Source organism: Burkholderia sp. AW49-1 (genome assembly GCF_053427845.1).
This window is the reverse complement of the sequence record NZ_JBSAXF010000001.1, coordinates 312,216-338,912: the sequence shown is the minus strand read 5'-3', so window position 1 is coordinate 338,912 and position 26,697 is coordinate 312,216. Positions and strand designations below refer to the sequence as shown.

22 protein-coding genes are annotated in these 26,697 nt (G+C 69.0%); 10 read left to right on the top strand and 12 right to left on the bottom strand.

What is annotated here, in order from left to right:
• Positions 1-342 precede the first annotated feature (342 nt).
• Complete coding sequence (locus ACV22W_RS01410) at positions 343-1,668, top strand: acyl-CoA dehydrogenase family protein (protein WP_448017398.1); 1,326 nt, start codon at positions 343-345, stop codon at positions 1,666-1,668.
• A 61-nt stretch (positions 1,669-1,729) separates the two neighbouring features.
• On the opposite strand, the gene ACV22W_RS01405 is transcribed toward ACV22W_RS01410, so the two are convergent.
• Positions 1,730-2,653: a LysR family transcriptional regulator gene (locus ACV22W_RS01405; protein WP_448017397.1), complete on the bottom strand. Its 924-nt coding sequence runs from the start codon at positions 2,651-2,653 to the stop codon at positions 1,730-1,732.
• A gap of 62 nt (positions 2,654-2,715) precedes the next feature.
• Between ACV22W_RS01405 and ACV22W_RS01400 the strand changes: the two genes are divergently transcribed.
• Together ACV22W_RS01400 and ACV22W_RS01395 are read left to right on the top strand one after the other, a co-directional pair.
• Positions 2,716-3,282 (top strand): cysteine dioxygenase, encoded by a 567-nt coding sequence (locus tag ACV22W_RS01400; protein ID WP_448017396.1) that lies wholly within the window; start codon positions 2,716-2,718, stop codon positions 3,280-3,282.
• Between the two features lie 123 nt (positions 3,283-3,405).
• Positions 3,406-5,031 carry a rhodanese-related sulfurtransferase gene (locus ACV22W_RS01395; RefSeq protein ID WP_448017395.1) on the top strand — a complete coding sequence of 542 codons (1,626 nt, stop codon included), beginning with the start codon at positions 3,406-3,408 and terminating at the stop codon, positions 5,029-5,031.
• Between the two features lie 99 nt (positions 5,032-5,130).
• Here the strand turns inward: ACV22W_RS01395 and ACV22W_RS01390 are convergent, their stop codons facing one another.
• Positions 5,131-6,276 carry a glycerophosphodiester phosphodiesterase gene (locus ACV22W_RS01390; protein ID WP_448017394.1) on the bottom strand — a complete coding sequence of 382 codons (1,146 nt, stop codon included), beginning with the start codon at positions 6,274-6,276 and terminating at the stop codon, positions 5,131-5,133.
• A gap of 372 nt (positions 6,277-6,648) precedes the next feature.
• Between ACV22W_RS01390 and ACV22W_RS01385 the strand changes: the two genes are divergently transcribed.
• Complete coding sequence (locus ACV22W_RS01385; RefSeq protein ID WP_448017393.1) at positions 6,649-7,713, top strand: phytoene/squalene synthase family protein; 1,065 nt, start codon at positions 6,649-6,651, stop codon at positions 7,711-7,713.
• Positions 7,714-8,203: 490 nt separating this feature from the next.
• A complete protein-coding gene (locus ACV22W_RS01380) occupies positions 8,204-9,400 on the top strand; it encodes a porin (RefSeq protein ID WP_448017392.1) in 1,197 nt (398 codons plus the stop codon).
• Positions 9,401-9,556: 156 nt separating this feature from the next.
• Here ACV22W_RS01380 and ACV22W_RS01375 read toward each other — a convergent pair whose 3' ends face one another.
• The 8 genes from ACV22W_RS01375 to pdxR all read right to left on the bottom strand — a co-directional run bounded on the left by ACV22W_RS01375 (position 9,557) and on the right by pdxR (position 17,557).
• Complete coding sequence (locus ACV22W_RS01375) at positions 9,557-11,047, bottom strand: efflux transporter outer membrane subunit (protein WP_448017391.1); 1,491 nt, start codon at positions 11,045-11,047, stop codon at positions 9,557-9,559.
• A 10-nt stretch (positions 11,048-11,057) separates the two neighbouring features.
• A complete protein-coding gene (locus ACV22W_RS01370; RefSeq protein ID WP_448017390.1) occupies positions 11,058-12,212 on the bottom strand; it encodes an ABC transporter permease in 1,155 nt (384 codons plus the stop codon).
• Positions 12,209-13,180: an ABC transporter ATP-binding protein gene (locus ACV22W_RS01365; protein ID WP_448017389.1), complete on the bottom strand. Its 972-nt coding sequence runs from the start codon at positions 13,178-13,180 to the stop codon at positions 12,209-12,211. Before ACV22W_RS01365 ends, ACV22W_RS01370 begins: the two co-directional genes overlap by 4 nt.
• On the bottom strand, positions 13,177-14,163 hold the full coding sequence (locus ACV22W_RS01360; protein ID WP_448017388.1) for an HlyD family secretion protein: 987 nt from the start codon (positions 14,161-14,163) through the stop codon (positions 13,177-13,179). Before ACV22W_RS01360 ends, ACV22W_RS01365 begins: the two co-directional genes overlap by 4 nt.
• The gene (locus tag ACV22W_RS01355) at positions 14,139-14,837 is read right to left on the bottom strand and encodes a TetR/AcrR family transcriptional regulator (RefSeq protein WP_448017387.1); all 699 of its coding nucleotides are present in this window, start codon (positions 14,835-14,837) and stop codon (positions 14,139-14,141) included. The genes ACV22W_RS01360 and ACV22W_RS01355 overlap by 25 nt, the downstream gene beginning before the upstream one ends.
• Before the next feature lie 270 nt (positions 14,838-15,107).
• Entirely contained in the window at positions 15,108-15,530 is a 423-nt protein-coding gene (locus ACV22W_RS01350) for a cupin domain-containing protein (RefSeq protein WP_448017386.1), read from the bottom strand.
• A 13-nt stretch (positions 15,531-15,543) separates the two neighbouring features.
• Entirely contained in the window at positions 15,544-15,981 is a 438-nt protein-coding gene (locus tag ACV22W_RS01345; RefSeq protein ID WP_059689991.1) for a carboxymuconolactone decarboxylase family protein, read from the bottom strand.
• Between the two features lie 94 nt (positions 15,982-16,075).
• Positions 16,076-17,557 carry a MocR-like pyridoxine biosynthesis transcription factor PdxR gene (gene pdxR / locus ACV22W_RS01340; RefSeq protein ID WP_448017385.1) on the bottom strand — a complete coding sequence of 494 codons (1,482 nt, stop codon included), beginning with the start codon at positions 17,555-17,557 and terminating at the stop codon, positions 16,076-16,078.
• A gap of 161 nt (positions 17,558-17,718) precedes the next feature.
• On the opposite strand from pdxR, the gene ACV22W_RS01335 reads away from it, so the two are divergent.
• Together ACV22W_RS01335 and ACV22W_RS01330 are read left to right on the top strand one after the other, a co-directional pair.
• Positions 17,719-18,636 (top strand): LysR family transcriptional regulator, encoded by a 918-nt coding sequence (locus ACV22W_RS01335; protein WP_448017384.1) that lies wholly within the window; start codon positions 17,719-17,721, stop codon positions 18,634-18,636.
• A gap of 146 nt (positions 18,637-18,782) precedes the next feature.
• Positions 18,783-19,532, top strand: coding sequence for an SDR family oxidoreductase (locus ACV22W_RS01330; protein WP_448017383.1), 750 nt, complete (start codon positions 18,783-18,785; stop codon positions 19,530-19,532).
• A 71-nt stretch (positions 19,533-19,603) separates the two neighbouring features.
• Here the strand turns inward: ACV22W_RS01330 and ACV22W_RS01325 are convergent, their stop codons facing one another.
• Together ACV22W_RS01325 and ACV22W_RS01320 are read right to left on the bottom strand one after the other, a co-directional pair.
• Positions 19,604-21,259, bottom strand: a complete 1,656-nt coding sequence (locus tag ACV22W_RS01325; protein ID WP_448017382.1) for a glycoside hydrolase family 32 protein — start codon at positions 21,257-21,259, stop codon at positions 19,604-19,606.
• A gap of 167 nt (positions 21,260-21,426) precedes the next feature.
• Positions 21,427-23,013 (bottom strand): glycoside hydrolase family 68 protein, encoded by a 1,587-nt coding sequence (locus tag ACV22W_RS01320; RefSeq protein WP_448017381.1) that lies wholly within the window; start codon positions 23,011-23,013, stop codon positions 21,427-21,429.
• A 168-nt stretch (positions 23,014-23,181) separates the two neighbouring features.
• Between ACV22W_RS01320 and ACV22W_RS01315 the strand changes: the two genes are divergently transcribed.
• From ACV22W_RS01315 to ACV22W_RS01305, 3 genes are all read left to right on the top strand, one after another.
• Positions 23,182-24,216, top strand: a complete 1,035-nt coding sequence (locus ACV22W_RS01315; protein ID WP_448017380.1) for a substrate-binding domain-containing protein — start codon at positions 23,182-23,184, stop codon at positions 24,214-24,216.
• A gap of 414 nt (positions 24,217-24,630) precedes the next feature.
• Entirely contained in the window at positions 24,631-25,317 is a 687-nt protein-coding gene (locus tag ACV22W_RS01310; protein WP_448017379.1) for a type 1 glutamine amidotransferase domain-containing protein, read from the top strand.
• A gap of 145 nt (positions 25,318-25,462) precedes the next feature.
• On the top strand, positions 25,463-26,572 hold the full coding sequence (locus ACV22W_RS01305; protein ID WP_448017378.1) for an NADH:flavin oxidoreductase/NADH oxidase: 1,110 nt from the start codon (positions 25,463-25,465) through the stop codon (positions 26,570-26,572).
• Positions 26,573-26,697: the final 125 nt, after the last annotated feature.

Here is a 26,697-nt window from a genome sequence, read left to right as displayed (position 1 = left end):
ATCAATCCCGATTTGAATATCAGATTTGCATGGTTTGGCCGCGTGTGCGTTGCGCATACGCTGTGGGCTCGCGATGGCGTCGAAAGGGCGTCGGGGACGTGTCGGGCGGGGCTTTCGCGCCGGGCGGGAACCGGATCGGCATGCGCTCCGGGATGCGCGGCGCGGTGCGAATGCCGATGCGCGCACACGCGTTCGCGGCAAACGTCCGCGAACCGGCACGGCACGCGAGTGCGCAACCGGGTGCCGCCGGCTTCACGCGCCGCCGCGCCATCCGCCGATCGATCTCCGCCATGACGGCCGATCCGTTAGCCAGCTACCCAGTCACCGAGGGAATCCGTACCGATGTCCGCCAGCCTTGCCGCTTCCTCGCCGCGATCGCCGCAGTCGTCGCTGCGCCACCTGCCTGCCGACGATGCGCGCGTCGCGGCGCTGCTCGAGCGCCTCGCGCCCGAACTCGCCGCCGACGCCGCCCGTAACGACGTCGACGGCCGCTTCCCGCACGAGAACTTCGCGCGGCTGCATCGCGCCGGGCTGATCGCGCAGGTCGTGCCGCGCGAGCATGGCGGCGCGGGCGCGACGCTCGCGCAGGCGAGCCGGATCGTGGCCGCCGTCGCCCGCGCCGATCCCGCGACCGCGCTGGTGCTGACGATGACGTATCTGCAACATCGCGCGCTCGGCCGTGCGGACAATCGCTGGCCCGCGCGCGTGCGGCGTGCGGTGTTCGACAGTGCGGTCGCCGAAGGCGCGCTGATCAACGCGTTGCGCGTCGAACCGGCGCTCGGGTCCCCGTCGCGCGGCGGCCTGCCCGAAACGATCGCGCGTCGCGACGGCGACGGCTGGCGGCTGTCCGGCCACAAGCTGTACAGCACCGGCATTCCGGCGCTGCGCTGGCTCGCCGTGTGGGCACGCACCGACGAACCCGAGCCGCGTGTCGGCGTATTCCTCGTGCGGCGCGAGCGCGATGTGGAAGACGACGCAGGCATCCGCGTGATCGAAAGCTGGAATCACCTGGGCCTGCGCGCCTCGGGCAGCCACGAGGTCGTGTTCGACGACGTGCGGCTGCCCGCCGATCATGCGGTGGACGTGCGCGCGCCCGATGCTTGGGCCGTATCGGCCGCGAGCCATGCGGATGTCGACGCGCAGGCCGACCAGCAGGCGTGGATGGTCGCGCTGCTCGGCAGCCTCTACGATGCGGTGGCGCGCGCGTCACGCAACTGGCTGCTCGCGTTCGCGACGACGCGCGCGCCGAGCGGGCTCGGGGCCCCGCTCGCGACGCTGCCGCGCATCCAGGAGGCCGTCGGCGAGATCGAAGGGTGGTTGCACGCGAACCGCGTGCTGCTCGACGAGCACATCGCGCGCACCGATGCGGGTGACGCGCCGGCGGTGACGACGAGCGGCCTCGTCAAGCGAGCCGTGACGGAGCAGGCGATCCGCACGGTCGAGCACGCGTTGAAGCTGTCGGGCAATCACGGGCTGAGCCGCCACAATCCGCTCGAACGTCATTATCGCGACGTGCTGTGCGGCCGCGTGCATACGCCGCAGGACGATGCGATCGCGCTTGCCGCCGGGCGTGCGGCGCTCGACGCCGCGGCACGAAGCGCAACCGCGAACGCGGAGACTGGCGGGACGTCACGCGACGCACCGGCATCCGGTCGAAGCGATGCGTGAGCGGGACCGCATGACGGTCGGCGCAAACGTGACATGGCGGTGCCGGCGTCGCCGGCCTCGGTCAAGCGGGCTCGTCGTGCGCGGCGGCACCCTCGGGCAGCGCGAATGCCGCACGCGCATGCGCGCCCACGGCCGCGAGCGGCGCCTTGAGGCGCGCGGCGTCCTGCCGGTGCAGCAGCCACAGATCGATCTGCGGCTTGAAATCGGCGAGCGGCACGATGTCGACTGCGTCGCGCAGCGGGCTGCCTTCGACGAGCGGCAGCGGCATCAGCCCGATGCCGACGCCGTTCGCGACGCTCTGCAATTGCAGGTCGCGACCATACACGTCGAGCGCGACGGGCATCGGCAGCCCTTGCGCGTCGAGCGCGCGGCGCAGGCCCGCGCGAAAGCCGCAGCCGTCGGGATTGAGCACCCAGCCGCGTGCATGGCAGTCGGCGAGCCGGTAACTGCGGCGCGGCCAGTCGCCCTTGCGGCCGACCGCGACGAGCCCGGTGGCCAGCAGCCGCTCGCCCTCGACGTGCGGCGGCAGCACCATCTCGCGAGCCAGAAACACCAGCGCCGCATCGAGTTTCCGGCGCGCGACGCGCTCGACGAGCATGCCACCCCAGGCGGTCGTGACCTGCGTGGCGAGTGCGGGCCATTGCCCGGCGATCCGTGCGATCAGGCCGGGCAGCATCAGTTCGCCGAGGCCCTGCGTGAGGCCGACGCGGAATTCGCCGGCGGGCGGCCGCTGGCCGGCCGTCAGTTCGCGCAGCGCATCGACCTCGCGCAGGACCGCGCGGCACTGCTCGAACACCTGCAGGCCGATGTCGGTCGGACGCGGCGGTTTCGTGTTGCGGTCGAGCAGCGTCGCGCCGAGCGCTTCCTCGAGATTCTGCACGCGCCGCGTGATCGCCGGCTGCGTCATCCCGAGCTCGGCCGCGGCCTGGCTCAGCGTCCGGCAGCGGACGACCGCTGCAAAAGCGTCGATATCGCTAATTTTCATGTTTGTTCTGCATGGTATTTCGGGTGCATCATGACGATCCATCATATTCGAGGAGGCAGCCGATGAGTATGCTTTCGTTGCATCAGACGCCGCTGCGTCCGTTCGTCGACGGGCTGGGCGCGCTGCTCGCGTCCGGCGCGAACGAGGCGCGCATTCTCGACGAGGGCGGCGCGCTGCTTGCCGCGCTCGTCGCGCACGACGACTGGCTGCCCGACGCATTCGCGCAGCCCGATCCAGAGCGCTACCGCCAGTACCTGCTGCATCTCGATCCCGACGAACGGTTCTCCGTCGTCAGCTTCGTGTGGGGGCCCGGCCAGACGACGCCGATCCACAATCACACGGTGTGGGGGCTGATCGGCATGCTGCGCGGCGGCGAGTTTTCGCAGCCGTACAGGTTCGACGCGACCGGCAAGCCGGTGCCATCGGGCGATGCGGTGCGACTGCAGCCGGGCGATGTGGAGGCCGTGTCGCCGCGCATCGGCGATGTCCATCGCGTGACCAACGCGCTCGCCGACCAGGTGTCGATCAGCATCCACGTATACGGCGCAAATATCGGCAAGGTCGAGCGCGCGGTGTTCCTGGGCGACGGCACCGTGAAGCCGTTCGTGTCCGGCTATTCGAACGTGTGATTGAACGTGTGACGCCGCAAGTCGCGGGCAACCCGTTGCGAGCGCACACGCCCGCAGCCCTGAGCTTCATCCGTTTTCCGTTTGCTTTCTTCACCGACTTCGACAGAATCCGACAGAGACATCGTGACGCAATCCGTTGATTCCACTTCCCGTTTCCCCGTCGCGTCGTACCAGGACGTACGCGCACGACTCCTGGCCCGCGACGAGCTCGCGCTGATCGACGTGCGCGAGGAAGATCCATACGCGCAGGGCCATCCGCTTTGGGCCGCGAACTTTCCGCTGTCGAAGCTCGAACTCGACGCGTGGACGCGCATTCCGCGCCGCGACACGCCGATCGTCGTGTTCGGCGAAGCCGACGGCGAGGATCTCGCGCAGCGCGCGGCCGCAAAGCTCGCGCAGCTCGGCTATACCGACGTGCGGCTGCTCGACGGCGGTCTCGCGGGCTGGCTCGCCGCGGGCGGCGAGCTGTTCATCGACGTGAACGTGCCGAGCAAGTCGTTCGGCGAATGGGTCGAGGCCGAGCGCCATACGCCGTCGCTGTCGGCGCAGGAAGTGCAGGCGCTGATCGACGAGAAGGCCGACGTCGTGATCGTCGACGCGCGCCGCTTCGACGAGTATCAGACGATGAACATCCCGACGTCGACGAGCGTGCCGGGGGCGGAACTCGTGCTGCGCGTGCGCGCGCTCGCGCCGAACCCCGCGACCCGGGTCGTGGTGAACTGCGCGGGCCGCACGCGCAGCATCATCGGCACGCAGTCGCTCGTGAACGCAGGGCTGCCGAACCCGGTCGCGGCACTGCGCAACGGCACGATCGGCTGGACGCTCGCGGGCCAGGCGCTCGAGCACGGCGCCGCGCGACGCTTTCCCGACGACGTCGAACCCGCGCAGCGCGAGGAAGCCCGGCGCGCCGCGCGCGCGGTGGCCGAGCGCGCCGGCGTGCCGCGCATCGCGCTCGCGGACGTCGCCGCGCTCGACGAGCCGGGCCGCACGCTGTACCGCTTCGATGTGCGCACGCCGGAGGAATACGAGGCCGGCCATCTGCCAGGCTTCCTGGGCACGCCGGGCGGCCAGCTCGTCCAGGAGACCGACCATCACGCGGCCGTGCGCGGCGCGCGCATCGTGCTCGCCGACGACGACGGCGTGCGCGCGGACATGACCGCGTCGTGGCTCGCGCAGATGGGTTGGGACGTGCGCGTGATCGAGCCGGCCGGCACGGCGGCCTTCACCGAGCGCGGCCAGCCGCCGCGCGACGTGCCGGCGACGCCGCAGGTGGCCGAGGTGTCACCCGCGACGCTCGCGGGCTGGCTGAAGGAGGCGGGGCCGGGCGAGGTCGCGATCGTCGACGTGACGACCAGCGCGAACTACGTGAAGCGGCATATTCCCGGCGCGTGGTTCGTCGTGCGCGCGCGGTTGCGCGACGCGCTCGCCGCGATTCCGCCGGCGAAGCGCTATGTGTTCACGTGCGGATCGAGCCTGCTCGCGCGGTTCGCGGCGGACGACGCGCGCGCGTTGCTGCCGCCTTCCGCAGCGATCTCGGTGCTGACCGGCGGCACGGCCGCGTGGATCGACGCGGGGCTGCCGCTCGAGCACGGCGAGACGCATCTGGCGTCGCCGCGCGTCGACCGCTACCGGCGCCCGTATGAAGGCACGGACAACGCAGCCGCCGCGATGCAGGCGTATCTCGACTGGGAATACGGGCTGGTCGACCAGTTGAAGCGGGACGGCACGCACCACTTCCGCGTGATCTGATCGCGACGCGGCATCCGGTGTGCGGCACGCCATGCGCCGCGCCCGGTTGCCGCGCGTTCAGCGGCGCATCGCATGCCGCATGCGACGCGTTCGGTACGCTCACCGCTTGAAAGTGTCGACGGCCGTGCGGCCGACGGCCGGATCGTCGGTGAAGAAGCCGTCGATGCCCGCGCGCAGGTACGCCTGGATCTCGCGCACCGAGCCCGCGGTGTTGCGCGTGGCCGGCGTGCCGCCGTCCTTCAGCGACGCGGGCAGGAAGTTGTTCTCCGGGCGGAACGTGTACGGATGCACGACGAGGCCGGCTTCGTGCGCGTAGCGCACGTACGGCGTCGGCTGCTGCAGCGTGCCGTCCGCGGCCACGGCGATGATCGACGTCTTGTACGGGCCGACACCGTTCGCATAGGACGCGATCTCGCGCATTCCGTCGCGCGTCGACAGGTCGCCGTAGGTGCGCTTGTCGTTCGCCTTCACGAAGTCGTACGGACGCTGGCCGGCTTCGTCCATCAACTGCACGAGCTTCCAGTTCGGCTGGCTCGACTTGATCCGGTTGCGGATCGTCTTCAGGTTCGCGACCTCGAACGACTGGATGTAGACGGTCGCCGTGCGTGCCGTGTACGGATCCTTCAGCAGCGCATCGACGAGACGGTCCTCGAGCGGCAGGCCGACCGACTGGAAGTAGGTCGGGTGCTTGGTTTCCGGATACAGGTGGATCGCGCGGCCGGTCTGCGCGGACATCTGTTTCGCGAGCGCGACGATCTCGTCGAAGGTCGGAATCTCGAACTGGTCGTTGTATGCAGTGTTCGCCGGGCGGACCTGCGGAATGCGCTCGCGGGCACGCAGCGTCTTCAACTCGGCGAGCGTGAAATCCTCGGTGAACCAGCCGGTCAGCTGCGCGCCGTCGATCGTCTTGGTCGCCTTGCGGCTCGCGAACTGCGGCAGCGTCGATACGTTCGTCGTGCCGGAGATTTCATTCTCGTGGCGCGCGACGAGCACGCCGTCGCGAGTCGAGACGAGGTCGGGCTCGATCACGTCCGCGCCGTCCTCGATCGCCTTGCGGTACGACGCGAGCGTGTGTTCGGGGCGCAGCGCGCTCGCGCCGCGATGGCCGACCACCTGGACCTTCGCGGAGATCGGCTGCGTCGGGTCGGATGCAGACACGTCGTCGCCGCCGCAGGCGGCGAGCAGGAGGGCGGCGGCACAGGCGAACGGGATGCAGCGCAGGGCGGTCGGGCGCGTGAAGAGCATGTCGGTGAACCTTCGAAACGGAAGTCGGTGAAAGGGACGTCGTTCCGGCGGCGCGGCCTGTCTCGGCGGGCCGCGCGGGATCGAACGGGACGCGATCGTCGCATCGAATAATTACATATGTATTACTTGCGCCTTTCTTTTGTGTTGCCGCGCAAGACGCACGGGACGGGCGGATTGCGCGACCGTGCGAGCGGCGCGATCCGGCCGTCGCCCGGAGCCGGCGCGCCGGATGCACTAAACTTGCGGGACTTTTGCATCGCCGCGCCGGGCCGACGCCCGCCCGTGCGCGACGATGCGGCGACTCGCGGGCCGGCGCGGGCGCCCGGCGCCCGTGTGCGTCCGGGGCCCGCGCCGGCCGATTTTTACCGACCCATGACGACTCATACCGATCCCGCCTACCTGCTCGGCGACCTGCTGAAGAACGTTTCCCGCTCCTTCTACCTGACGCTGCGCGTGCTGCCCGACGGCATGCGCGACCCGGTCGGCCTGGCCTACCTGCTCGCGCGCGCGGCCGACACGATCGCCGACACGGCACTCGTCGCGCCCGATCGCCGGGCGGCACTGCTGACCGACCTGCGCGACGAGGTCGAGCGGCTCGGCGACGGCGCGGCGCTGTCGCGTGCGCTGGAGGACGTGACGCGGATGCAGACGGATTCGCACGAGCATGTGCTGCTCGGCTCGATGCAGCCGATGCTCGCGCTGCTGCGCGCGCAGCCGGAAGCGGATCGTGCATCGATCCGCAAGGTCGTCGCGACGCTGACGTCGGGGATGGAGTTCGACCTGCGCACGTTCCCCGACGAACAGTCGGGAGAGGTCGCGTCGCTGCCGGACCGGGACATGCTCGATCGCTACACGTATCTGGTCGCCGGCTGCGTCGGCGAATTCTGGACCGACATGACCGGCGCGCACACGCGGGCCGCGCGCGGCTGGGACCTGGCGGACATGCGCGAGAAGGGCATTCGTTTCGGCAAGGCGCTGCAGATGACCAACATCCTGCGCGATTGCGCGAAGGACCTGCGGATCGGCCGCTGCTACCTGCCGGACGACGTGCTGGCGGCGCGCAGCGTGGGCGTCGCCGACTTGATGTCGCCCGACGCGTCGGCGCGCGCGCGGAGCGTGCTGGTCGACCTGCTGCGCGTGGCGCTCGATCAGTATCGCGACGCGTGCCGGTACACGCTGGCGATTCCGCGCCGCTTCGTGCGTCTGCGGCTCGCTTGCCTGTGGCCGATCATGATCGGCCTCGAAACGCTCGAACGGCTGGCCGGCCATGACGCGTGGCTCGATCCGGCGAGGCCGGCGAAGGTGCCGCGCAAGCGGATCTACCGGATCATGGCGTCGTCGCTCGCGCTCGTGGGCTCGAACGCGGCGATCCGTGCGCGCATGAACGCGCTCGTCGACGCGGTGAACGCGCGGATCGAGCAGCCGGCCGCGCGCTGATTCTCACTGAACGATGCCGGCGCGACAGGCGCGGGCATCGCCTCTCGGCCCGCATTCGCCGGGCCGCTTCCGTCCGATTCTCCCCACACGCACTGAAACGTTTTCACGATTTCGCTTTCCGAAACGTGGGTGTCATGAATGTCAGCGATCCTGCGCGGCGGCGTTGAATCGTGGCAGCCGCCGCGGTCGCGCATTTGTAAGAAGGTTGTTGCCGAAGGCGTCTGACGACATTGGACGGTCGCGATGCACCAGTAAAAATGTAAAGCTAGGGTTTTCACCGGGAAATACCGGAAAGGCCCGCCGCGTAAGCGTTTTCAGGTGTTATGTAACCGTTTGGTGAATCCCTGCGTTGCGTCGATCATACGATGACCGACTGCACATGTTGGGAAACGATTGGTAATCCGTCAGAATCGCTCCGGCATGTACTCGCACATGTGGCAGTCATAAAACCACACCAGAAAAGAAATCATTCTTTGAGGACGGAGAATCAATGAAAAAGCGCGTCGCTTTCGCCATGACGGCAGTGGGTCTCGCAGCCGCTACCGCCGCCCACGCCCAGAGCAGCGTGACCCTGTACGGTATCGTCGATAACGCCATCGCCTGGCAGAACAACTCGTCGGCGGTCGGCGCGACCACGGGCGGTCACTCGAAGGTGCAGATGGCCACCGGCATTTGGGCAGGCAGCCGCTTCGGCCTCAAGGGCAGCGAAGATCTCGGCGGCGGCACGAAGGCGATTTTCCAGTTGGAAGCCGGCTTCAACGCGAACAACGGCTCGTCGCAATGGGCGAACGGCATCTTCACGCGTCAGGCGTGGGTCGGTCTGACCAACGCGACGTACGGTACGCTGACGGCCGGCCGCCAGTACACCGCGTACTACACGCTGCTGTCGCCGTATAGCCCGACGACCTGGCTGACCGGTTACTACGGCGCGCACCCGGGCGATATCGACTCGCTGGACACCAGCTACCGCGCGAACAACTCGCTCGTCTACATGTCGCCGAAGTTCTACGGCTTCACGGTCGGCGGTTCGTACTCGCTCGGCGGCGTGGCAGGCAGCTTCAACCGCGGCTCGACCTGGAGCGCGGCGATCCAGTACCTGAACGGCCCGGCAGGCATCGCCGTCGGCTTCCAGAAGGTCAACAACTCGACGCTCGGCGGCGGCGTGTGGGGCGACAACTCGACGGTCACGAGCGGCGGCCAGCCGGCCGTGTCGGCGATCAACAGCGGCTACCAGACGGCGCAAACCCAGCAGCGCCTCGGTGTGACGGCCGGCTACCAGTTCACGCCGGCATGGGACGTGTCCGTGTCGTACACGAACGTCCAGTACGTGCCGGGCGTCGGTTCGGCGTTCCGCAACACGGCGATCTTCAACACGGCTGGCGCCGTGCTGCACTGGAAGGCAGCGCCGCAGTGGGACTTCGCGGCAGGCTACTCGTACACGGCGGCAACGGAGTCGAACGGCGTCGCGAGCGCAGCCAAGTACCACCAAGTCACGCTGTCGCAGTACTACAGCCTGTCGAAGCGCACGGGCCTGTATGCAGTCGAGGCTTACCAGCACGCGAGCGGCAACACGCTCAACAAGGCTGGCGGCATCCAGGCAGCAACGACGTCGATCGGCGACGGCGTGGGCGCAGGTTCGAAGCAGAACCAGATCGCTGCAGGCGTCGGCCTGATCCACCGCTTCTGATGTCGCGCGGCGCGCGAGCGCCGCTCACGGCATGCGGTATGAAAAAAACCGGCCTTCGGGCCGGTTTTTTTTCGTGGTTGCGCGCCGCACGCGTGGCGCGGGTGCCGTCGTCGGCCGAGCAGCGTCCGGCGACGTGTGCGCAAGCCGTCCCGATCGTCACCGGGCCGAATCGTCCGACCAGTTCCCCGCCAGGGACTGAAACAGCGCCGCCGTATCGGCAAGCCGGTCGGCCTGCGCGCGTGTGCGGTCGAGCGCGGTCTGCATTGCCTGCCGCTGCGCATCGAGCAGCGCGAACGTGCTGATCCCGCCTGCCGCGTAACGGTCGCCGGCAATCGCGTTGCCGGCCGCCGCTTCCCGTGCGGCCGTGTCTCGTGCCTTCAGCTCCGCCGCATCGTGTTCGACCGCACGCATCGCGTCGGCCACCTGCTGGAGCGCCAGCAGCACGGTTTCCCGATAGCTTGCGAACGCGGCGTCGTATGCGGCTTCGGCCGCGCGCTTTTTCGCGCGCAGTTCGCCACCGTGAAAGAGCGGCTGCGTCAGGCCGAGACCGACATTCCAGACATTGAGCCCGCTCACGATATCCGCGATGCGCGTGCGTTCCGAACCGATCCCCGCCGAAATCGAAAAACGCGGATACAGGTTCGCGGTCGCCACGCCGACGTTCGCGCTCGCCTGGTGCAGCACGGCCTCCGCCGCGCGGATGTCGGGCCGTTCGCGCGCGAGCGTCGACGGCAGCGCGACCGGCAGCGTGTGCGGCAGCGCGAGCGCATCGAGCGTGAGGTCGGGCAATGCGGCGTCGGACGGCGGCGCGCCCAGCAGGATCGCGAGCCGGTGGCCGGCCTGCGCGAAACGCGCCGCGAGCGGCGGCAGCGAGGCCTGCGTCTGCGCGAGCAGCGTGCGCTGCGCATGCACGTCGGCCTGCGATACGCCACCCGCCGCGAAGCGCGCTTCGACGATGCGCAACTGCCGCGCCTGCGCGTCGACGAGCTGACGTGTGAGCGCGATCTGCTGCGCGAGCGACGCGCGCAGGATCGCGGTCGCGACGACGTTGCCCGCGAGCGTCAGGCGCGCGGCGTCGAGCGTGTATGCCTGATAGTCGACCTGGGCGCGCAGCGCTTCGAGCGCGCGCCGGTTGCCGCCGAACACGTCGAGTACGTACGACACGCTCACCGACGCATCGTACAGCGTGAATGGCCCCGGATTCGGCACGTTGGCGGGCAGCCCGAACGCGGCGACGTCGACCTTCTGGCGCGTGGCGGACAGGTTCGCGTCGACGCGCGGCAGCATCGTCGAGCCGGCTTGCGCCGCATGGTTCTGTCGCGCTTCGTCGAGCCGTGCGCGGGCCTCGGCGAGCGTCGGGCTGTTTTGCCACGCGGTATCGACGAGCCGGTTCAGCGGCGCCGAATCGAACCGCGTCCACCAGCGTTGCAGCGTGTGCGCGGCCGGCGCGAACGTCTGCGCGTGGTCGGCCGGGCCGCTGGCCGCCGCCGTCGCAGCGGGCGCTTCATCGCGTGTGTAGCGCTGCGTGGCCGGCGCGTCCGGCGTGCGGAAATCCGGCCCGACCGCACATCCGGCGACGAGCAGCGCAACGGCCGCCAATGCGCTGCCGCGGGCGGTGTGGGAGACGTGACGCGAAGCCGGGTTCATCGCGCGGCCCCTAGTCGAGCGTGCGCCGGTAGAAGCGCAGCGCGATGCCCATCACGACGAGCGTGAAGAGCGCGACCGGCCACACGGACGGCCACAGGTCGGCCCAGCCGTTGCCTTTGAGCAGGATGCCGCGCACGAGGCGGTTGAAGTAGGTGAGCGGCAGCAGGTTGCCGATGAATTGCGCCCACCTCGGCATCCCGGCGAACGGAAACATGAAGCCCGACAGCAGGATGTTCGGCAGGAAGTAGAACACCGCGAGCTGCATCGCCTGCAGCTGGTTCTGCGCGAGCGACGACAGCGTGATACCGACCGTGAGGTTGGCCGCGATGAACAGCAGCGCGGACAGGTAGATTGCGAACACGCCGCCGACGAACGGCACGTCGAACACGTAGCGCGCGGCGGCGAGGATGATCGACACCTGGATCAACCCGATGAACACGTACGGGACGATCTTCCCCGTCATCACCTCCAGCGGCCGCACGGGCGTCGCCAGCAGGTTCTCCATCGTGCCGCGCTCGCGTTCGCGCGTGATCGCGAGGCCCGTCATCATCACCATCGTCATCGTCAGGATCACGCCCATCAGGCCCGGCACGACGTTGTACTGCGTGATGCCCTCGGGGTTGTACAGGCGGTGCAGCACGACGTCGAACGCGGCCGGGCGGCCGTTCAGGTGCGCGAGCGGGCCGGTCAGGTCCTTGTCGGCGACGGGTTGCACGAGGCCCGGCAGCGCGCCGATCGCCGACGCGGTCGCGACGGGATCGGTCGCGTCCGCCTCGACGAGCAGCGACGGACGCTCGCCGCGCAGCAGCCGCTTCGAGAAATCGGCCGGCACGCTCAGCACGAACTGCACGTCGCCACGGGCGAGCGCATGCCGGCCGGCCGATTCGTCGGGCAGCGTCGCGACGATGTCGAAGTACGCCGAATTGCGCATCGCGGCGATAAAGCTGCGCGCGAACGGGCTCGAGTCGGCGACGATCACCGCGGTCGGCAGATGCTTCGGGTCGGTGTTGATCGCGAAGCCGAACAGCGCGAGCTGGATGATCGGCACGCCGACGATCATCGCGAACGTCACGCGGTCGCGCCGCAGCTGCAGGAATTCCTTCAGCACGATGCTCCACCAGCGCGCGACCGAGAACGATTCGCGCAGGCCCGTCCACGCGTTCATGTCGCCGCTCCGCCGGGCGGCCCGGACGCGCGGCCCATCATGTAGATGAAGACGTCTTCGAGCCCGGTGTCGATGGGTGCGACCTGCAGCGGCGCGCGATCGTCCGTCTGCGCGTCGGCTTGCGCCGCGACCTGCGCGAGCGTTGCGTCGAGCAGCGCGCGATCGCGGCCGCTCACGTGCAGCGTCGAACCGAACACGACCGTCTGGTCGACGCCCGGCATTGTGCGCAGGCGCGCGGACAGCTCGGCCAGATGCCCGCCGGTGACCGAGCGTGTCGACAGGTGCTGCGACGCGACGATCTCCTCGGACGTGCCCTGCGCGAGGAGTTCGCCGGACGCGATGTACGCGAGCTTGTGGCAGCGTTCGGCTTCGTCCATGTAGTGCGTGCTGACGAGTACCGAGATGCCTTGCGCGGCCAGCCGGTGCAGTTCTTCCCAGAAGTCGCGGCGCGCGGCCGGATCGACGCCGGCCGTCGGTTCGTCGAGCAGCAGCAGTTCCGGCTCGTGCAGCATGCACGCGGCGAGCGCGAGACGCTGCTTCCAGCCGCCCGACAGCGCGCCCGTGAGCTGGTCCGCGCGGCTCGCGAGGCCGAGCCCGTCGAGCGCGCGCGAGACGGCCGCCCGGCGATCGGGCATCCCGTACACGCGTGCGACGAAATCGAGGTTCTCGCGGATCGACAGGTCTTCCCAGTACGAGAAGCGCTGCGTCATGTAGCCGACGCGCCGCTTGATCTGCGCGCTGTCGCGCACGATGTCGTAGCCGAGGCAGGTGCCGCTGCCCGAGTCGGGCGTGAGCAGGCCGCACATCATGCGGATCGACGTCGTCTTGCCGCTGCCGTTCGGCCCGAGAAAACCGAAAATCTCGCCGCGCGCGACGCGCAGCGATACGTCCTTCACGACGTGCTTGTCGCCGAAGCGCTTGTTCAGGCGGTCGACGTCGATCGCGTACGGAACGGGTGGCGCGTTCATCGCATCCTCACGGCGACGGGCTGGCCCGGGTGCAGCTTCGGCGCGTCGGCGACGGCGGGGCGCGCTTCGACCATGAACACGAGTTTGGTCCGGCTCTCGTTGCTGTAGATCACGGGCGGCGTGTATTCGGCCTCGCGCGACACGTAAGTGATGTGTGCGGGTACGTCGGCGCGGCAGCCGTCGCAGCGGATCGCGACGGTGCGCCCCGGGGCGATCGATGCGAGGGCGGCTTCCGGCACGAAGAACCGCACCTTCAGGTTTTGCGGCGGCAGCATCTGCACGACCGGATTGCCGGCCTGCACCCATTCGCCGACGCGATACAGCGTGTCGTACACACGCCCGGCGGCGGGCGCGGCGACGCGCTTCTGGTCGAGCTTCCATTGCGCTTCGGCGACGGCCGCCTGCGCGGCCTCGACCTGCGCGGCCTGGGCGGCCACCTGTTGCGCGCGTCCCGGCAGGCGCGCGACGTCGACCTGGTTCTGCAACTCGCGCACCTGCGCGGCGGTGGTCTGCGCGGACGTGCTCGAATCGTCGAGCTGCTGCTTCGACAGACCGCCGGCCGCGTATTGGCGCTCGTCGCGCGCGCGTTGCGCGGCGGCCCGCGCGGCCTGTGCGATGGCCTGCTCGAGCTGGGCCCGCGTGACCGCGACTTCCGGCGCGCGCTTGCCGGTCTGCAGGTCGGCAAGTTGCGCGCGCGCGGCCGCGAGCTGGTGCTGCGCCTGCAGCAATGCGGCCGTTTCGTTGTCGGCTTCGAGCGAAAACACCGGCATACCGGCCGCGACGGCCTGGCCGCGTTCGACCGACAACTGCGTCAGCGTGCCCGCTTGCGACGACGACAGGTACACGAATTCGCCTTCGACGTAGCCTTGATAAGTTGCCACGTCGTTCGCCGGCCGTCCGCAGCCGGCGAGCAGCGCGACGACGGCGGCCAGTGCGAGCGGCAGCGGACGGGACACGTTCACGACGGCCTCCGGGGCGAACATGCGCCGGCATCCGGCGTGGCGGCGGGCGGGTGCAGGCCGGAACCGAGCAGCGCGCGGACGTGGCGATGCAGCACGTCGCGATCGACCGGCGGCAGGCCGCGCGCGCTTTGCCACAGCTTCGCGGTCGCGAGCGGCAGCATCACGAGCGCAATGATCGAATGGAACAGGAATGCGGGTTCGAGCGCGGGGTTCAGCGTGCCTGCCTGCTGCGCGGCGCGGATGCGCTCGGCAAAGCGCCCGACGTGCTCGAGCGGAATGCGCCGGATCATCCGCTCTCGCAGCAGGCCGCCTTCGTGGACGATCTCGCGCAGCCAGATCGACGGCAGCCACGGCATGCGATGCGTGACGTCGAAGAAACGGTCGACGAGTTCGGCGACGAGCGCGAACGGATCGTCTTCGATCTGCGGGGCGATTGGCCGCCACACGAACGCGATGACCTGCGCGAGCCGCTCCTCGACGATCGCGTCGAGCAACTGCTCGCGATTCGTGAAGTAGTAATGGACCATCGCCGACGTGACGCCGGCAGCCGAGGCGATCTGCGCGACCGTCGTCGCCGCGATGCCACGCTCGGCGAACAACTGCATCGCGACGTCGAGCATGTGGTCGCGCAGGTCGAAGTCGTCCACCGACGGGCGGCGCCCGCGCGGCCTGGCGACGGTGGATGTCGCGTTCATGCAGACGACGCTAATTGATGGGTTAGTTAATTTCAAGGAGGGGTTTTCGCCCGCGTTGATCGAGATCAGGGGTGCGTCGAACGGCGGTGCGGACGAGCGGGGAGGCGGCGTGACGAAGGGGCGTATGCCAGTGGCGGAATGTAGGAAGCGGCTAATGGGGAAACCGGGGGGAACCGATGGAAGAATTGGCGGAGCGGCCGCGCCCGAGGCTGGCGAGGCGGCCGCGCGTCACGGGTGCGTGCCCGACACGGCACGCACCCCCGAACGTCGTCACTGATCGATCGGCGACTTCAGCGGCTGGTGCTCGCCCGTCAGCCCGAACACGACGAGTTGCGCGGGCTCGGTCGCGCTCGCATTGCGCGACACCTGATGGCGCGAACCGGGCGGCTCGTACCAGCCTTCGCCGGCGCGATAGCGGCGCACCGGGCCGTCGTTCACCTGCGACAGCACTTCGCCTTTCGACACGACCGCGAACACCGAGCCAAGATGCCTGTGCGCTTCGGACGCCTGACCAGGCGCATAGTCGACGGTCGCGACGACGGCGAGCTTGCCGGGCGCTTCGGGCACGGCCTGTTGCATGATCGCGTGCACGTTGTCGCCGGTGTCCTGCGCAATGGCGGCGGCCGGCAGCGCGGCGACGAGCGCGAGCGACGTGCACAGCATCGCGCGGCGGAGCGTGGAGCGGGAGCGCATGATCGCCGTCTCCTTACTCGGGCATCTTGCGGAACGCGATCGCGAAGCGGTTCCACGTGTTGATCGTCGCGATCAGCATCGACAGCTCGAACAGCTCCGTGTCGTTGAAGTGCGGCTTCACGGCTTCCCAGACGGCATCCGGCACGTGGTTGTCGGCGATCAGCGTCAGCGCTTCGGTCCACTCCAGCGCCGCACGTTCGCGCTCGGTGAAGAACGGCGTTTCGCGCCAGACGACGACCGTCGCCAGGCGGCGATCGGTCTCGCCGCCCTTGCGCGCATCGGTGGTATGCATGTCGACGCAGAACGCACAGCCGTTGATCTGCGACGCGCGCAGCCGGACGAGTTCGGCGAGCGGCTTCTCGATCGAGCTTTTCGCGATGAATTCCTCGGCGTTGCGCATCACCTTGATGGCGTTCGGGCTGGCGGTATAGAAGTTCAGGCGCGGTTGCATGGCAGGTCCTTTTTCGGTTGATGCGCACGGCGGCGCGACAGGACCCACTTTAAGCGGGCTACTGGTCTGCTTGAATGGCCAATTCCGGGAAAATTCAGGTAACCAGTGTCGCGCCACCGATGTTGCCCGAGCCCAGTAGCGCGGCCAGTTTCGCGAGCGCGGCGTCGATGCGCAGCGCGTCGATCCCGCCGTAGCCGAACAGCAGCCCCGCGCGCGCCGCCGAGCCGACGTGGAACGCCGAGATTCCGTACAGGCCGATGTCGTGCTCGCGGGCGGCACGAACCAGCGCGGCTTCGTCGAGCCCCGGTTTCAGGTGCGCGGCGAGGTGGATGCCGGCAGTCGGCACGATCGGGTCGAACCACGGCGCGAGGCTGCCGCGCAAATGCGCGAGCAGCATCTTGCGGCGCGCGTCGTAGTGCTTCTGCACGCGCCGCAGGTGTCGCGCGAAATCGCCTTCGTGCATGAAGCGCGCGAGCGCCGCCTGCGTGAGCGTGCAGGTATGCCAGTCGACGATCTGCTTCGCCTTGGCGAGCGCGCCGCGCAGCGCGCGCGGCGGAATCGCGTAGCCGATCCGCAGTTCGGGAAAGATCGTCTTCGAGAACGTGCCGACGTACGCGACGAGGCCCGTGCGGTCGAGGCTCTTCAGCGACTCCACCGGCCGGCCTTCGAAGCGGAATTCGCCGTCGTAATCGTCCTCGATGATCACCGCGCGGCGTCGCTGCGCCCATTCGAGCAGCGCGACCCGCCGGTCCAGCGTCATCGGCATTCCGAGCGGGAACTGGTGCGACGGCGTCACGTAGACGAGGCGCGCGTCGTCGGGCAGCCGCTCGATGATGAGGCCGTGCGCATCGACCGGCACGCCGATCACCGTCGCGCCGAGCGACGCGAACGCCGCGCGCGCCGGCGGATAGCCTGGATTCTCGACCGCGACGACATCGCCCGGCCGCACGACCACGCGCGCGATCAGGTCGAGCGCCTGTTGCGCGCCTTGCGTGACGAGCACGTCGTCCCAGCCGCACGCGACCGCGCGGCTGAACGCGACGTAGCGCGCGATCGCGCCGCGCAACTGCGGATCGCCGGCCGGATCGTGGTACTGGCCGGGGCCGCGCGCCTGCTGGCGCAACGCGTGATGCAGGCAGCGGCGCCACGCGTCGAACGGGAACAGCGTCTTGTCGGTCACGCCGCCGCGGAAGTCGAACGCGGGCGTATCCTGCGGCGCGGGCATCGCGAGCGCGTCGGGCAGTTCGTCCCACAGCGCGCGTGCGTCGACGGCATGGACGGGCCGTGCGGCCTCGACGAGCGACGGCGTGGAGTCTGCCGCGTGCGGCACCCGCGCGAGGCCGTCGGCGACGAACGTGCCGTCGCCCGCGCGCGTGTTCAGGAAGCCCTCGGCGACGAGACGCTCGAACGCGTCGAGCGTCGTCTTGCGCGACACGCCGAGCTGCCTGGCGAGGTCGCGCGTCGACGGCAGCCGGGCGCCGCCTTCGAGTCGCCCGTCGACGATCGCGGTGCGCAGCTGCCGAAAGATTTGCCCGGTGAGGTCGTGACGGCCTTCGATGCGGATCGCGATGTCCATCGCAGTGGTTACCTTGAATCGGGCGATTTGATGTCGACGAGCATACCGGAAGTTCGTGGCCGGCCCGGCATCCGCCGAACGCAGCCGCACGGCCCCATTCGATTGGACCGCCGCCCGCCGGTGCCTTACGATCCATCACAATCCCCGACCGGAGTGGCCCCATGCTGTCCGAAGACGAACTCGCGCTGCTCGATGCGATCCGCGCCACCGGCAGCCTGTCGCGGGCGGCCGCGCGGCTCGGCAAGGCGCCGTCGACCATATCGCACGCGGCGCGGCAGCTCGAAACGCGCTTCGACGCGCTGCTGTTCGACCGGCGCGGCTACCGGCTGCAGCTCACGCCGGCCGGCCAGTTGCTGACCGACGAGGCGTCGCGCCTCGCACTGGACGTCGCGCGGCTCACGCAGCGCGTGCGGCAGGTCGCGAGCGGCTGGGAGGACCGGCTGTGGATCGTCAGCGACGAGGTGCTGGAGTTCGATACGCTGCTGCCGGTCGTCCGCGCATTCGACGCGCTCGAATCGGGCGTGTCGCTGCGCTTCACGCACGAAGTGCTCGGCGGCACCTGGGAAGCGTTGCGCGACGGTCGAGCGGATCTCGTCGTCGGCGCGACCAACGAGCCGCCGGCGATTCCGGGTTTCAAATGGTTCGAGCTCGGCGCGATGGAATGGGTGTTCGCCGTATCGCCGCGCCATCCGCTGGCCGCGGCAAGCGAGCGGCTGACCCGCGACGCGATCTGTGCGCATCGCGCGGTCGTCGTCGCCGATTCGTCGCGGCGGGCCGTCGGCCGCGCGTACGGGCTGCTCGGCGGGCAGGCGGTGCTCGCGGTGCCGTCGATGCGCGCGAAGATCCTCGCGCAGCGCGACGGGCTCGGCGTCGGCTGGGTGCCGCGCCGGCGGGTTGCGTCGCTGCTCGCGCGCGGCGAGCTCGTCGAGAAGGAAACGGCCGATCCGCGCGAACCGAACGTGCTCTACGTCGCGTGGCGTGGCGACCGCGACGGCCGCGCGCTGGAGTGGTGGCTGGAGCAACTGCGCGAACCGCGGCTCGCGCAGCGCCTGCTCGACGGGATCGACGTGTCGGGCTGAGTGCGTCAGCCGCGCAACGGACGGACAGGTCCCGACAAACACGTTCGAAGATTTCGAACGTGACCGCCGCGCCGGTCGTACGGCAAGGGCGGGCGCCGCGCGCATCCTGTGTTCACGATCAACTCACCGGTTCACAGGAGAACATCATGCAACGCTTCGAAGGAAAAACGGTCCTCGTCACGGGCGGCAACAGCGGCATCGGCCTGGCGGCCGCACGGGCATTCGCGGCCGAAGGCGCGCGGGTCATCATCACCGGTCGCGACGAGCAGACGCTCGCCGCCGCGCGCGCGTCGCTCGGCGACGGCGCGCTCGCGATCCGCAACGAGGCCGGCAGCGTCGCGTCGGCGCGGGCGCTGGCGGACGCGATCGCGGCCTCCGGCGCACGGCTCGACGCCGTGTTCGTCAACGCAGGCGTCGCGAAACTCGCGCCGTTCGCGGATATCGACGAGGCGTTGTGGGACCTCGTGTTCGACACGAACGTGAAGGGCGCCTATTTCCAGATCCAGGCGCTCGTGCCGCTGCTGAACCGCGGCGCGTCGATCGTGATCAACGGCTCGATCAACGCGCATATCGGGATGCCGGGCTCGTCCTTGTACGCGGCGAGCAAGGCGGCCGTCAATTCGTTCGCGAAGACGTTGTCGACGGAGCTGCTGCCGCACGGCGTGCGGGTGAACGTGGTGAGCCCCGGCCCGGTCCAGACGCCGCTGTACGGCAAGCTCGGGCTCGACGCGGCGACGCTCGACGAGACGGCCGAGAAGATCAAGGGGCTCGTCCCGATCGGCCGGTTCGGCACGCCGGACGAAATTGCGTCGACGGTGCTGCACCTGAGCGCGCCGGAGTCCGCGTTCATCGTCGGCGCGGAAATCATCGCGTCGGGCGGGATGGGCTTGCTTTGAGCGTGTGACCGGCGGCGCTGCACGACCCGACGCCAGGTCGGGCGGTGCAGCCTCGCCGTGCGATCGCATCGCTAGCGCGATGCACAGGCGTCACGAACCTCGTCGGCTCCATCGCGTCCGTGGAGCTGCGTCACCGTCAGCCCCGAGAACGTCGCGCTGCCGTGCTCGGCGAACACGGCGACGCGGTCCGCATCGAGCGGCGGAAAGATCAGATCCGTCAGCGCGACGCGGCCGCCGTTCGCGAACACCTCGACCGACCCGCGATCGACGACGATTTCGAGCCGCAATTGCCCGTGATCGAGCGGCAGATCGACGATGTGCTCGCGGCTGAACGTGCCGGCGAAATCCGTCGAGCCGGAGCGCGAGCGGTCGAGCGTCAGCGTGCGCTTCGCCGTGTCGTACACGATCCGGGTGCCGATCGAGCCATCCGCCGATCCTCGCACGATCAAACCCGCGCGGGCCGCGTGCCGCGGCGCGATCGTCACCGTGATGCGCTGGACGACGCCGCGCGTGGCGTCCGGCAGCGCGCGGGTGGCGGACTCGACGTTCACATTGCCTTCGTGCACGGCGGGCCGCCCGTCGGCCCACGCATCGAACGCGGCGGCCGGCGTCACGACGAGCGTCGGTTCGCCGCCGATCGTCTTCAGCGCGAACTCGCGCGGCAACGTCATGGCGCCGCGCCAGGGCGCCGTCGGCATTTTCGCCGCGTAATCCCAGTTGCTCATCCATGCGATCGCGACAGGCCGCGCGCCCGGGGCGCCGGAGAACGTGCCGGCGGCGTAAAAGTCGGCGCCGTGATCGACCCAGCGGAATCGCGCGGGATCGGAACCGGCCGGCGCGACGCGGTCAGGCGTGAACGTGCGACCGTCGAAGTCGCCGACGAAATACATCGCGCCGGAGCCGCCGGCGATCGACCACGGGTTGACGTTGACGATCATCACCCACTTGACGTGTCGCGGATCGTCGTCGACGGGCAGCGGCACGAGGTCGGGCATTTCCCACAGCACGCCCGCATGCGGCACGTCCGGCAGCGTGAAGTCGCTCAGGAACGACCAGTGAATCAGGTCAGCGGATCGATAGAGCTTCACGACCTGCGCGTCCGCGACGACAGTCGTCATCAGCCAGTAGCCTCCCGGCGCGTACCACGACACTTTCGGGTCGCGGAACTGCTTCGACTCGGGATCGAGCGTGAGCACGGGGTTGTGCGCGTAGGGCCGCCAGGTCGCGCCGTGATCGAGGCTGTACGCGAGCGATTGCGCCTGCGTGCCCGGTGCGTGACCCGAGCCGTCCTTGTAGACGCTCGTGTAAAGCGCAACCAGCGGCGTCTCGCCCGGCGCGCCGAGGCCGGACGTGTTGCGCGTGTCGGCGACGATCGAGCCGGAGAAGATTTCCTCCGTCGCGTTCGCGCGCATCGCGACCGGCTGCTCGCGCCAGTGGACGAGATCGGTGCTGGTCGCATGGCCCCACGACATGTTGCCCCAGTCGTGGCCGAGCGGGTTGTATTGATAGAACAGGTGATAGCGGCCGTTCTCGTAGACGAGGCCGTTCGGATCGTTCATCCAGTTGCGTTGCGGCGTGTAGTGCACGGCCGGTCGCCATTGCGGCGTGTCGTGTCCGGGCGGTGCGTCGCAGGGCGCGGCGGTGGCGTGCGTGCAGGCCGCGCCTGCCGCACACGCGAGCAGCAGCCGGGTAATCCGGAGGGAAAAGCGAAGAAACGTCGATCTCATGCGGGGTTCCGTGCTTCGACGCGCGAAGCGGGAAAGGAGGGCGCATGCCGCTTGCGACGGCAGCATGCTCAATTCTGCGAAGGAGGGAGGCGGCACACACGCGACACGCGCGATGTGCGCCGCCTCGACGCTGGCGGGCGGTGCCCGCTGCGTCCGTAGCGGACCCGTTACGGACGGGTGCCGGGGCCGCCGTTGTGGTCGGCGCCCGTCGCCGGCAGGTTCGCCGGGATGTCGCCGTAACCGCCGAGGCCGCCACGTCCGTACGTGCGGTCGACCGCCGTCGACGTGCCGTTGATGTTCACCTTCACCGTCGGCGCGAGCGTGCCGCCGCGACGCGGGCCGATCGCATCGATGAACGACTCGACGAGCCCGCCCGGCATCACGTAGTGCGAATACGACTGGAATTCGCGCGGGTTCTGGTTCGGATCCTGCGAATACGGCGCGCCGGCCGGTGCGGAGAAGTCGGTCGGGTTGCCGAGCACGAGGCCGCTGCCGCCGTTCAGCGGCAGGAAGTCGCTGCGGATGCCGTTGCCGACGAAGCCGTAGACACCGTCCGGCCCGTCGACGCCTGCGGCCATCGTCGTGCGGTGGCTGATCGTGAACAGGTAGTACTTGCCATCCTTCAGATAGATCTGCGGGCGCTCGGTCTGGTCGTCGACGCAGTTCGCCGACAGGATCGGCGGCAGGAACTTCCATTCGGTCAGTTGCGGGTTCGTCGCGACCGCCAGGCCGACGTTGGCCTTTTGATACACTGCGCCCGAGTTCATGACGGCGTTGAGATCTTCGCGGTGCGGATCGTTCGGCGCGTAGCCCAGGTCGGCCTCGGTGCAGGTCCGGGCGCCGCGCTGGCCGCCGGTGTTGCCTTCGAACACCATGTAGGTCTTGCCCGGATGCGCGGGGTCGGTGAACACGAACGGATCGCGGAACGAGAAATAGGTGTTCTGCTGGCCGCTCTGATAGTAGTTGCCGTCCGGTTGCAGCAGCGCCTTGTGATCATCGAAGCCGCTGAACCACACGTGCTTGTCGTCGGCATGGATGTGGCCGTCGGCGCGCGTGATGATCGCCTGCGGCGGCGTGATGTCCGCGCCGCCGGGGGCCGAGCGGTTGAACGAGGTCGCGGTGTAGTACAGGCTGACGTTGTCGCCATGCGTGAGGCGCGCGGAGCCCGACCACTCGGCGTTGTTGGTCATCGGCGACGTGCCGAACACCTTGGCGCTCGCGCCGTCCGGGAACAGGTGGCCGCCCCAGGTCCAGCCGCCGTTCGCGGGACGCTGCGACGCGGGAATGCCCGCACGGCGATAGAAGAAGCCGATGCGTGCATGGACGTGACGGTCGTCGAACGTGTAGCCGGCGTGCGGATCGGCCGTGAGCGAGAAGATCACCTCCCAGCCCTTGTAGCTGAGCTGGTTCGCGCGCAGGTCGGCCAGCGGCCAGGTATCCCAGACCCATACGTTCGAGTTGATCAGCGGGAAATCCTGCGGGATGTCCGGCATCGTCAGCGACTGCGGCAGCGAGTTCTTGTCCGCGCCGGCCGTGTGCGACTGCGCGACGATCTGGCGGATGTCCGCGCGGGTCCAGCGCATCGTGAAGTTGCTTTCGGGATCGTAGGCCTGCTGCGTATGCGGCGTGGGCGTGGGGGCGCCGGCGCTCTGCGCGTGCGCGACGGATGACGCGGACGCGAAGGCGGCCAGTGCCGCGCCAGCGAACAGCAAACGTTTGGCCGCGGTCGCGCGGTAAAAAGGAAAGTAAGTCATGTCGGCGTGGTTTCCGTTGACGGTGAAAAGGAACTGCTGAGTTGGCGTTGATATCCAAACCGGTTTGGATGCTATTTCAAACCGGTTTGGACGTCAAAAGATAAATATTTGACGGTAATAACTACCATTCGGGAATAATTGCTGCTATGGGCGGGATGAACGAATGACATGCACAACGCGAGGAGCGACGTGAAGGTGAATCTGAAGGCGCTGTCGGATGCGCTCGGACTGTCGCGCACGACGGTCAGTCGGGCGCTGAACGGCTACGACGATGTGAGCGAGGCGACCCGCGAACGCGTGATGAAGGCTGCGCGCGAACTCGGTTATGTCGCGGATCCGACCGCACGGCGGCTGGCGACGGGGCGCGCCGATGCGATCGGCATCGTGTATCCGTTCGGAGCCGGCGATCTGGGCGACCCGCGCTTCGGTGAAGTCGTTGCGGGCATCACCGAGCGGCTTGGCGAGCGCAATCTCGACTTCATCATCGCGGCCGCACGGCCGAACGCCGAACTCGACACGTATCGCCGGCTCGTCGACGGCCGGCTCGTCGACGGGCTGATCGTCGCGCGCACGCTGGTCGACGATCCGCGCCTCGCGTACCTGCGCTCGAATGCGTTTCCGTATGTCGCGTATGGCCGTACGCGAGCCGCCGAGCCATACGCATGGTTCGATTTCGACAACGAAGCGGGCGCGCGCGATGCGGTGCGGCGCCTGATCGGCTTCGGTCATCGGCGGATCGCGATGATCAGTGCGCCGCTGTCGCTGAATTTCGCGATGCAGCGCCGCGCCGGCTATCTCGCGGCGCTGCGCGAGGCCGACATCGAACCCGATCCGGCGCTGCTCGTCGAGTGTCCGTTCACGCGCGACGGTGGGCAGCAGGGCGTGCAGGCGCTGCTCGCGCAGGCCGAACGGCCGACTGCGCTGCTCGTCGACAACAACATCTCGGGGGGCGGCGCGTTCCGGGCGCTGGTCGACAGCGGCTTGCGGCTGGGGCGGGATATATCGCTCATCGTCTATGACGGGGTGCCGCCGGAGGTCGCGTATCCGCATCCGGTGACGGCGGTGGTGCAGCCGACCGGGCATGCAACCGGGCGTGCGCTGGCGGACCTGATGCTCGGCCTGCTCACCGACGGCGTGCGCGGCCATCGGCTCGAGATGCCGATGATCGAGGCAGGCGATACGGACGGGCCGGTGCACGGCTAGCCGTTTCGGCGGCACGCACCCGCGGGGCGCGATCGACTACGCACGTTGCGGGGCGCGCTCCGGCGCAAAAGCCATGACGGCGGCAGGGCTGAATGCCAGGTTTCTAGACGACCGGTCTAATCCAGGGCTATCATCCAGCCTCATGAATGCGACGTCGTTCCTGCTGCCGGACGCGAAGATGCCATATCGCGCTGCGATGCTGGTGGTGCAGGAGATGCCGTCGCTTTTTTTCGAGCCGATTCTAGACGACTGGTCTAATAGACTTGAGCAATATTTTTGGCCCGGAGCCGGCACGTTGACGCGTGCCGGCGGCCTAACCGGCAGGCGCGCCGTCGTCGCCGGCACGCGGCATGCGTCGCATGGGCTGCCGCCGCGACGCGGCCCCGTTTCCCCATTTCGAAGGAGTGTCCGATCATGAAGATTCTGGTAGTCCTGACCTCGCACGACACGCTCGGCGACACCGGCAAGAAGACCGGCTTCTGGCTCGAGGAACTGGCCGCGCCGTACTACGCGTTCACGGATGCGGGTATCGAGCTGACGCTCGCATCGCCGAAGGGCGGCCAGCCGCCGCTCGACCCGAAAAGCAGCGATCCGGCCGCGCAGACCGACGCCACGCGCCGCTTCGACGCCGATTCGGCGGCCAAGGCCGCGCTCGCGGCCACGCGCAAGCTGGCCGACGTTTCGGCCGACGATTACGACGCGGTGTTCTATCCGGGCGGGCACGGCCCGCTGTGGGATCTTGCCGAGGACCTGCACTCGATCGGCCTGATCGAGCGCACGCTGGCGGCGGGCAAGCCGGTCGCGGCCGTGTGCCACGCGCCGGGCGTGCTGCGCCACGTGAAGGATCCGAAGACCGGCGAATCGGTCGTGCGCGGCAAGCGTGCGACGGGCTTCACCAACAGCGAGGAAGCGGCCGTCGAGTTGACGGAAGTGGTGCCGTTCCTCGTCGAGGACATGCTGAAGACCAACGGCGCGCAGTTCGAGCGCAGCGCCGACTGGGCGCCGCATGTCGTCACCGACGGGTTGCTGATCACGGGGCAGAACCCCGCGTCGTCGGAACCCGCTGCCGAGGCGCTGCTCGCGAAGCTCGGCCGTCAGTAAGCCCTGCGCGGTGCCGGCATGACCGGCACCTGGCCGTTTCCGTCGTCGGGCGCATCCGGCCCGGCGACGGCCCGAACCGTTCCGTCGTGCGCACCGCGCGGCGGCTCATCCAGTCGTTTCGTAGAACCAAGCAAAGGAGTGGTGGATGTCTGCCCTGTTCGAACCGTTCAAACTGAAGGATGTCACGCTGCGCAACCGCATCGCGGTGCCGCCGATGTGCCAGTACGTCGCCGAAGACGGCGTCGTCAACGACTGGCATCACGTGCATCTGGCCGGCATCGCGCGCGGCGGCGCGGGCCTCGTGATCGCGGAGGCGACGGCCGTGTCGCCGGAAGGCCGCATCACGCCGGGCTGCGCCGGGTTGTGGACCGATGCGCAGGCCGAGGCGTTCGCGCCGTCGGTCGCGGCGATCAAGGCGGCCGGCGCGGTGCCGGGCATCCAGATCGCGCATGCGGGCCGCAAGGCGAGCGCGAACCGTCCGTGGGAAGGCGATGACCACATCGCCGACGGCGATCCGCGCGGCTGGCAGACCATCGCTCCGTCGGCCGTGCCGTTCGGCGCGCATTTGCCGAAGATGCCGCGCGCGATGACGCACGACGACATCGCACGTGTGCAGGCCGACTTCGTCGCGTCGGCGAAGCGTGCCCGCGACCTCGGCTTCGAATGGCTCGAACTGCACTTCGCGCACGGCTATCTCGGCCAGAGCTTCTTCTCCGTGCATTCGAACCGGCGCGACGACGAGTACGGCGGTTCGGCCGAAAACCGCGGCCGTTTCCTCGTCGACACGCTGAAGGCCATCCGCCAGGTCTGGCCGGAGCATCTGCCACTGACCGCGCGTCTCGGCGTGATCGAATACGACGGCCGCGATGAGGAAACGCTCGCCGAATCCATCGCGCTCGCGCAGCGGATGAAGCAGGAAGGCCTCGACATGCTGAGCGTGTCGGTCGGCTTCTCGACGCCCGACGCGCGCATTCCGTGGGGCCCGGCGTTCCTCGCGCCGATCGCGGAACGCGTGCGTCGCGAGGCCGGCCTGCCGGTGTCGTCCGCATGGGGGATCGACACGCCGCAACTTGCCGAGCGCGTCGTCGCCGAACAGCAGCTCGACCTCGTGATGGTCGGCCGCGCGCATCTGGCCGATCCGCACTGGCCGTACTACGCGGCCAAACAGCTCGGCGTCGAACGTCCGTCGTGGACGCTGCCTGCGCCGTACGCGCACTGGCTCGAACGCTATCGCGTCGCCGACAAGGTGGCCTGAGCGCACGTCGCACCGCGCGGCGCGCGCGACGTTCGCGCCATGCATTTGACAATGCTTGGCATCGCGTCCGCGTGCCGTGGCGGTATCGATGGATAGAATGGCGGTTCGCACCGGCCCTCGGCCCG

Coding starts and splice junctions, on each gene's coding strand:
- ACV22W_RS01310 (WP_448017379.1), top strand. CDS start 24,631: ATGAAGATTCTGGTAGTCCTGACCTCGCACGACACGCTCGGCGACACC.
- ACV22W_RS01345 (WP_059689991.1), bottom strand. CDS start 15,981: ATGCAACCGCGCCTGAACTTCTATACCGCCAGCCCGAACGCCATCAAG.
- ACV22W_RS01380 (WP_448017392.1), top strand. CDS start 8,204: ATGAAAAAGCGCGTCGCTTTCGCCATGACGGCAGTGGGTCTCGCAGCC.
- ACV22W_RS01350 (WP_448017386.1), bottom strand. CDS start 15,530: ATGCGCTCCCGCTCCACGCTCCGCCGCGCGATGCTGTGCACGTCGCTC.
- ACV22W_RS01320 (WP_448017381.1), bottom strand. CDS start 23,013: ATGACTTACTTTCCTTTTTACCGCGCGACCGCGGCCAAACGTTTGCTG.
- ACV22W_RS01365 (WP_448017389.1), bottom strand. CDS start 13,180: ATGAACGCGCCACCCGTTCCGTACGCGATCGACGTCGACCGCCTGAAC.
- ACV22W_RS01375 (WP_448017391.1), bottom strand. CDS start 11,047: ATGAACCCGGCTTCGCGTCACGTCTCCCACACCGCCCGCGGCAGCGCA.
- ACV22W_RS01400 (WP_448017396.1), top strand. CDS start 2,716: ATGAGTATGCTTTCGTTGCATCAGACGCCGCTGCGTCCGTTCGTCGAC.
- ACV22W_RS01325 (WP_448017382.1), bottom strand. CDS start 21,259: ATGAGATCGACGTTTCTTCGCTTTTCCCTCCGGATTACCCGGCTGCTG.
- ACV22W_RS01315 (WP_448017380.1), top strand. CDS start 23,182: ATGCACAACGCGAGGAGCGACGTGAAGGTGAATCTGAAGGCGCTGTCG.
- ACV22W_RS01330 (WP_448017383.1), top strand. CDS start 18,783: ATGCAACGCTTCGAAGGAAAAACGGTCCTCGTCACGGGCGGCAACAGC.
- ACV22W_RS01370 (WP_448017390.1), bottom strand. CDS start 12,212: ATGAACGCGTGGACGGGCCTGCGCGAATCGTTCTCGGTCGCGCGCTGG.
- ACV22W_RS01355 (WP_448017387.1), bottom strand. CDS start 14,837: ATGAACGCGACATCCACCGTCGCCAGGCCGCGCGGGCGCCGCCCGTCG.
- ACV22W_RS01410 (WP_448017398.1), top strand. CDS start 343: ATGTCCGCCAGCCTTGCCGCTTCCTCGCCGCGATCGCCGCAGTCGTCG.
- pdxR (WP_448017385.1), bottom strand. CDS start 17,557: ATGGACATCGCGATCCGCATCGAAGGCCGTCACGACCTCACCGGGCAA.
- ACV22W_RS01405 (WP_448017397.1), bottom strand. CDS start 2,653: ATGAAAATTAGCGATATCGACGCTTTTGCAGCGGTCGTCCGCTGCCGG.
- ACV22W_RS01385 (WP_448017393.1), top strand. CDS start 6,649: ATGACGACTCATACCGATCCCGCCTACCTGCTCGGCGACCTGCTGAAG.
- ACV22W_RS01335 (WP_448017384.1), top strand. CDS start 17,719: ATGCTGTCCGAAGACGAACTCGCGCTGCTCGATGCGATCCGCGCCACC.
- ACV22W_RS01305 (WP_448017378.1), top strand. CDS start 25,463: ATGTCTGCCCTGTTCGAACCGTTCAAACTGAAGGATGTCACGCTGCGC.
- ACV22W_RS01360 (WP_448017388.1), bottom strand. CDS start 14,163: ATGTTCGCCCCGGAGGCCGTCGTGAACGTGTCCCGTCCGCTGCCGCTC.
- ACV22W_RS01390 (WP_448017394.1), bottom strand. CDS start 6,276: ATGCTCTTCACGCGCCCGACCGCCCTGCGCTGCATCCCGTTCGCCTGT.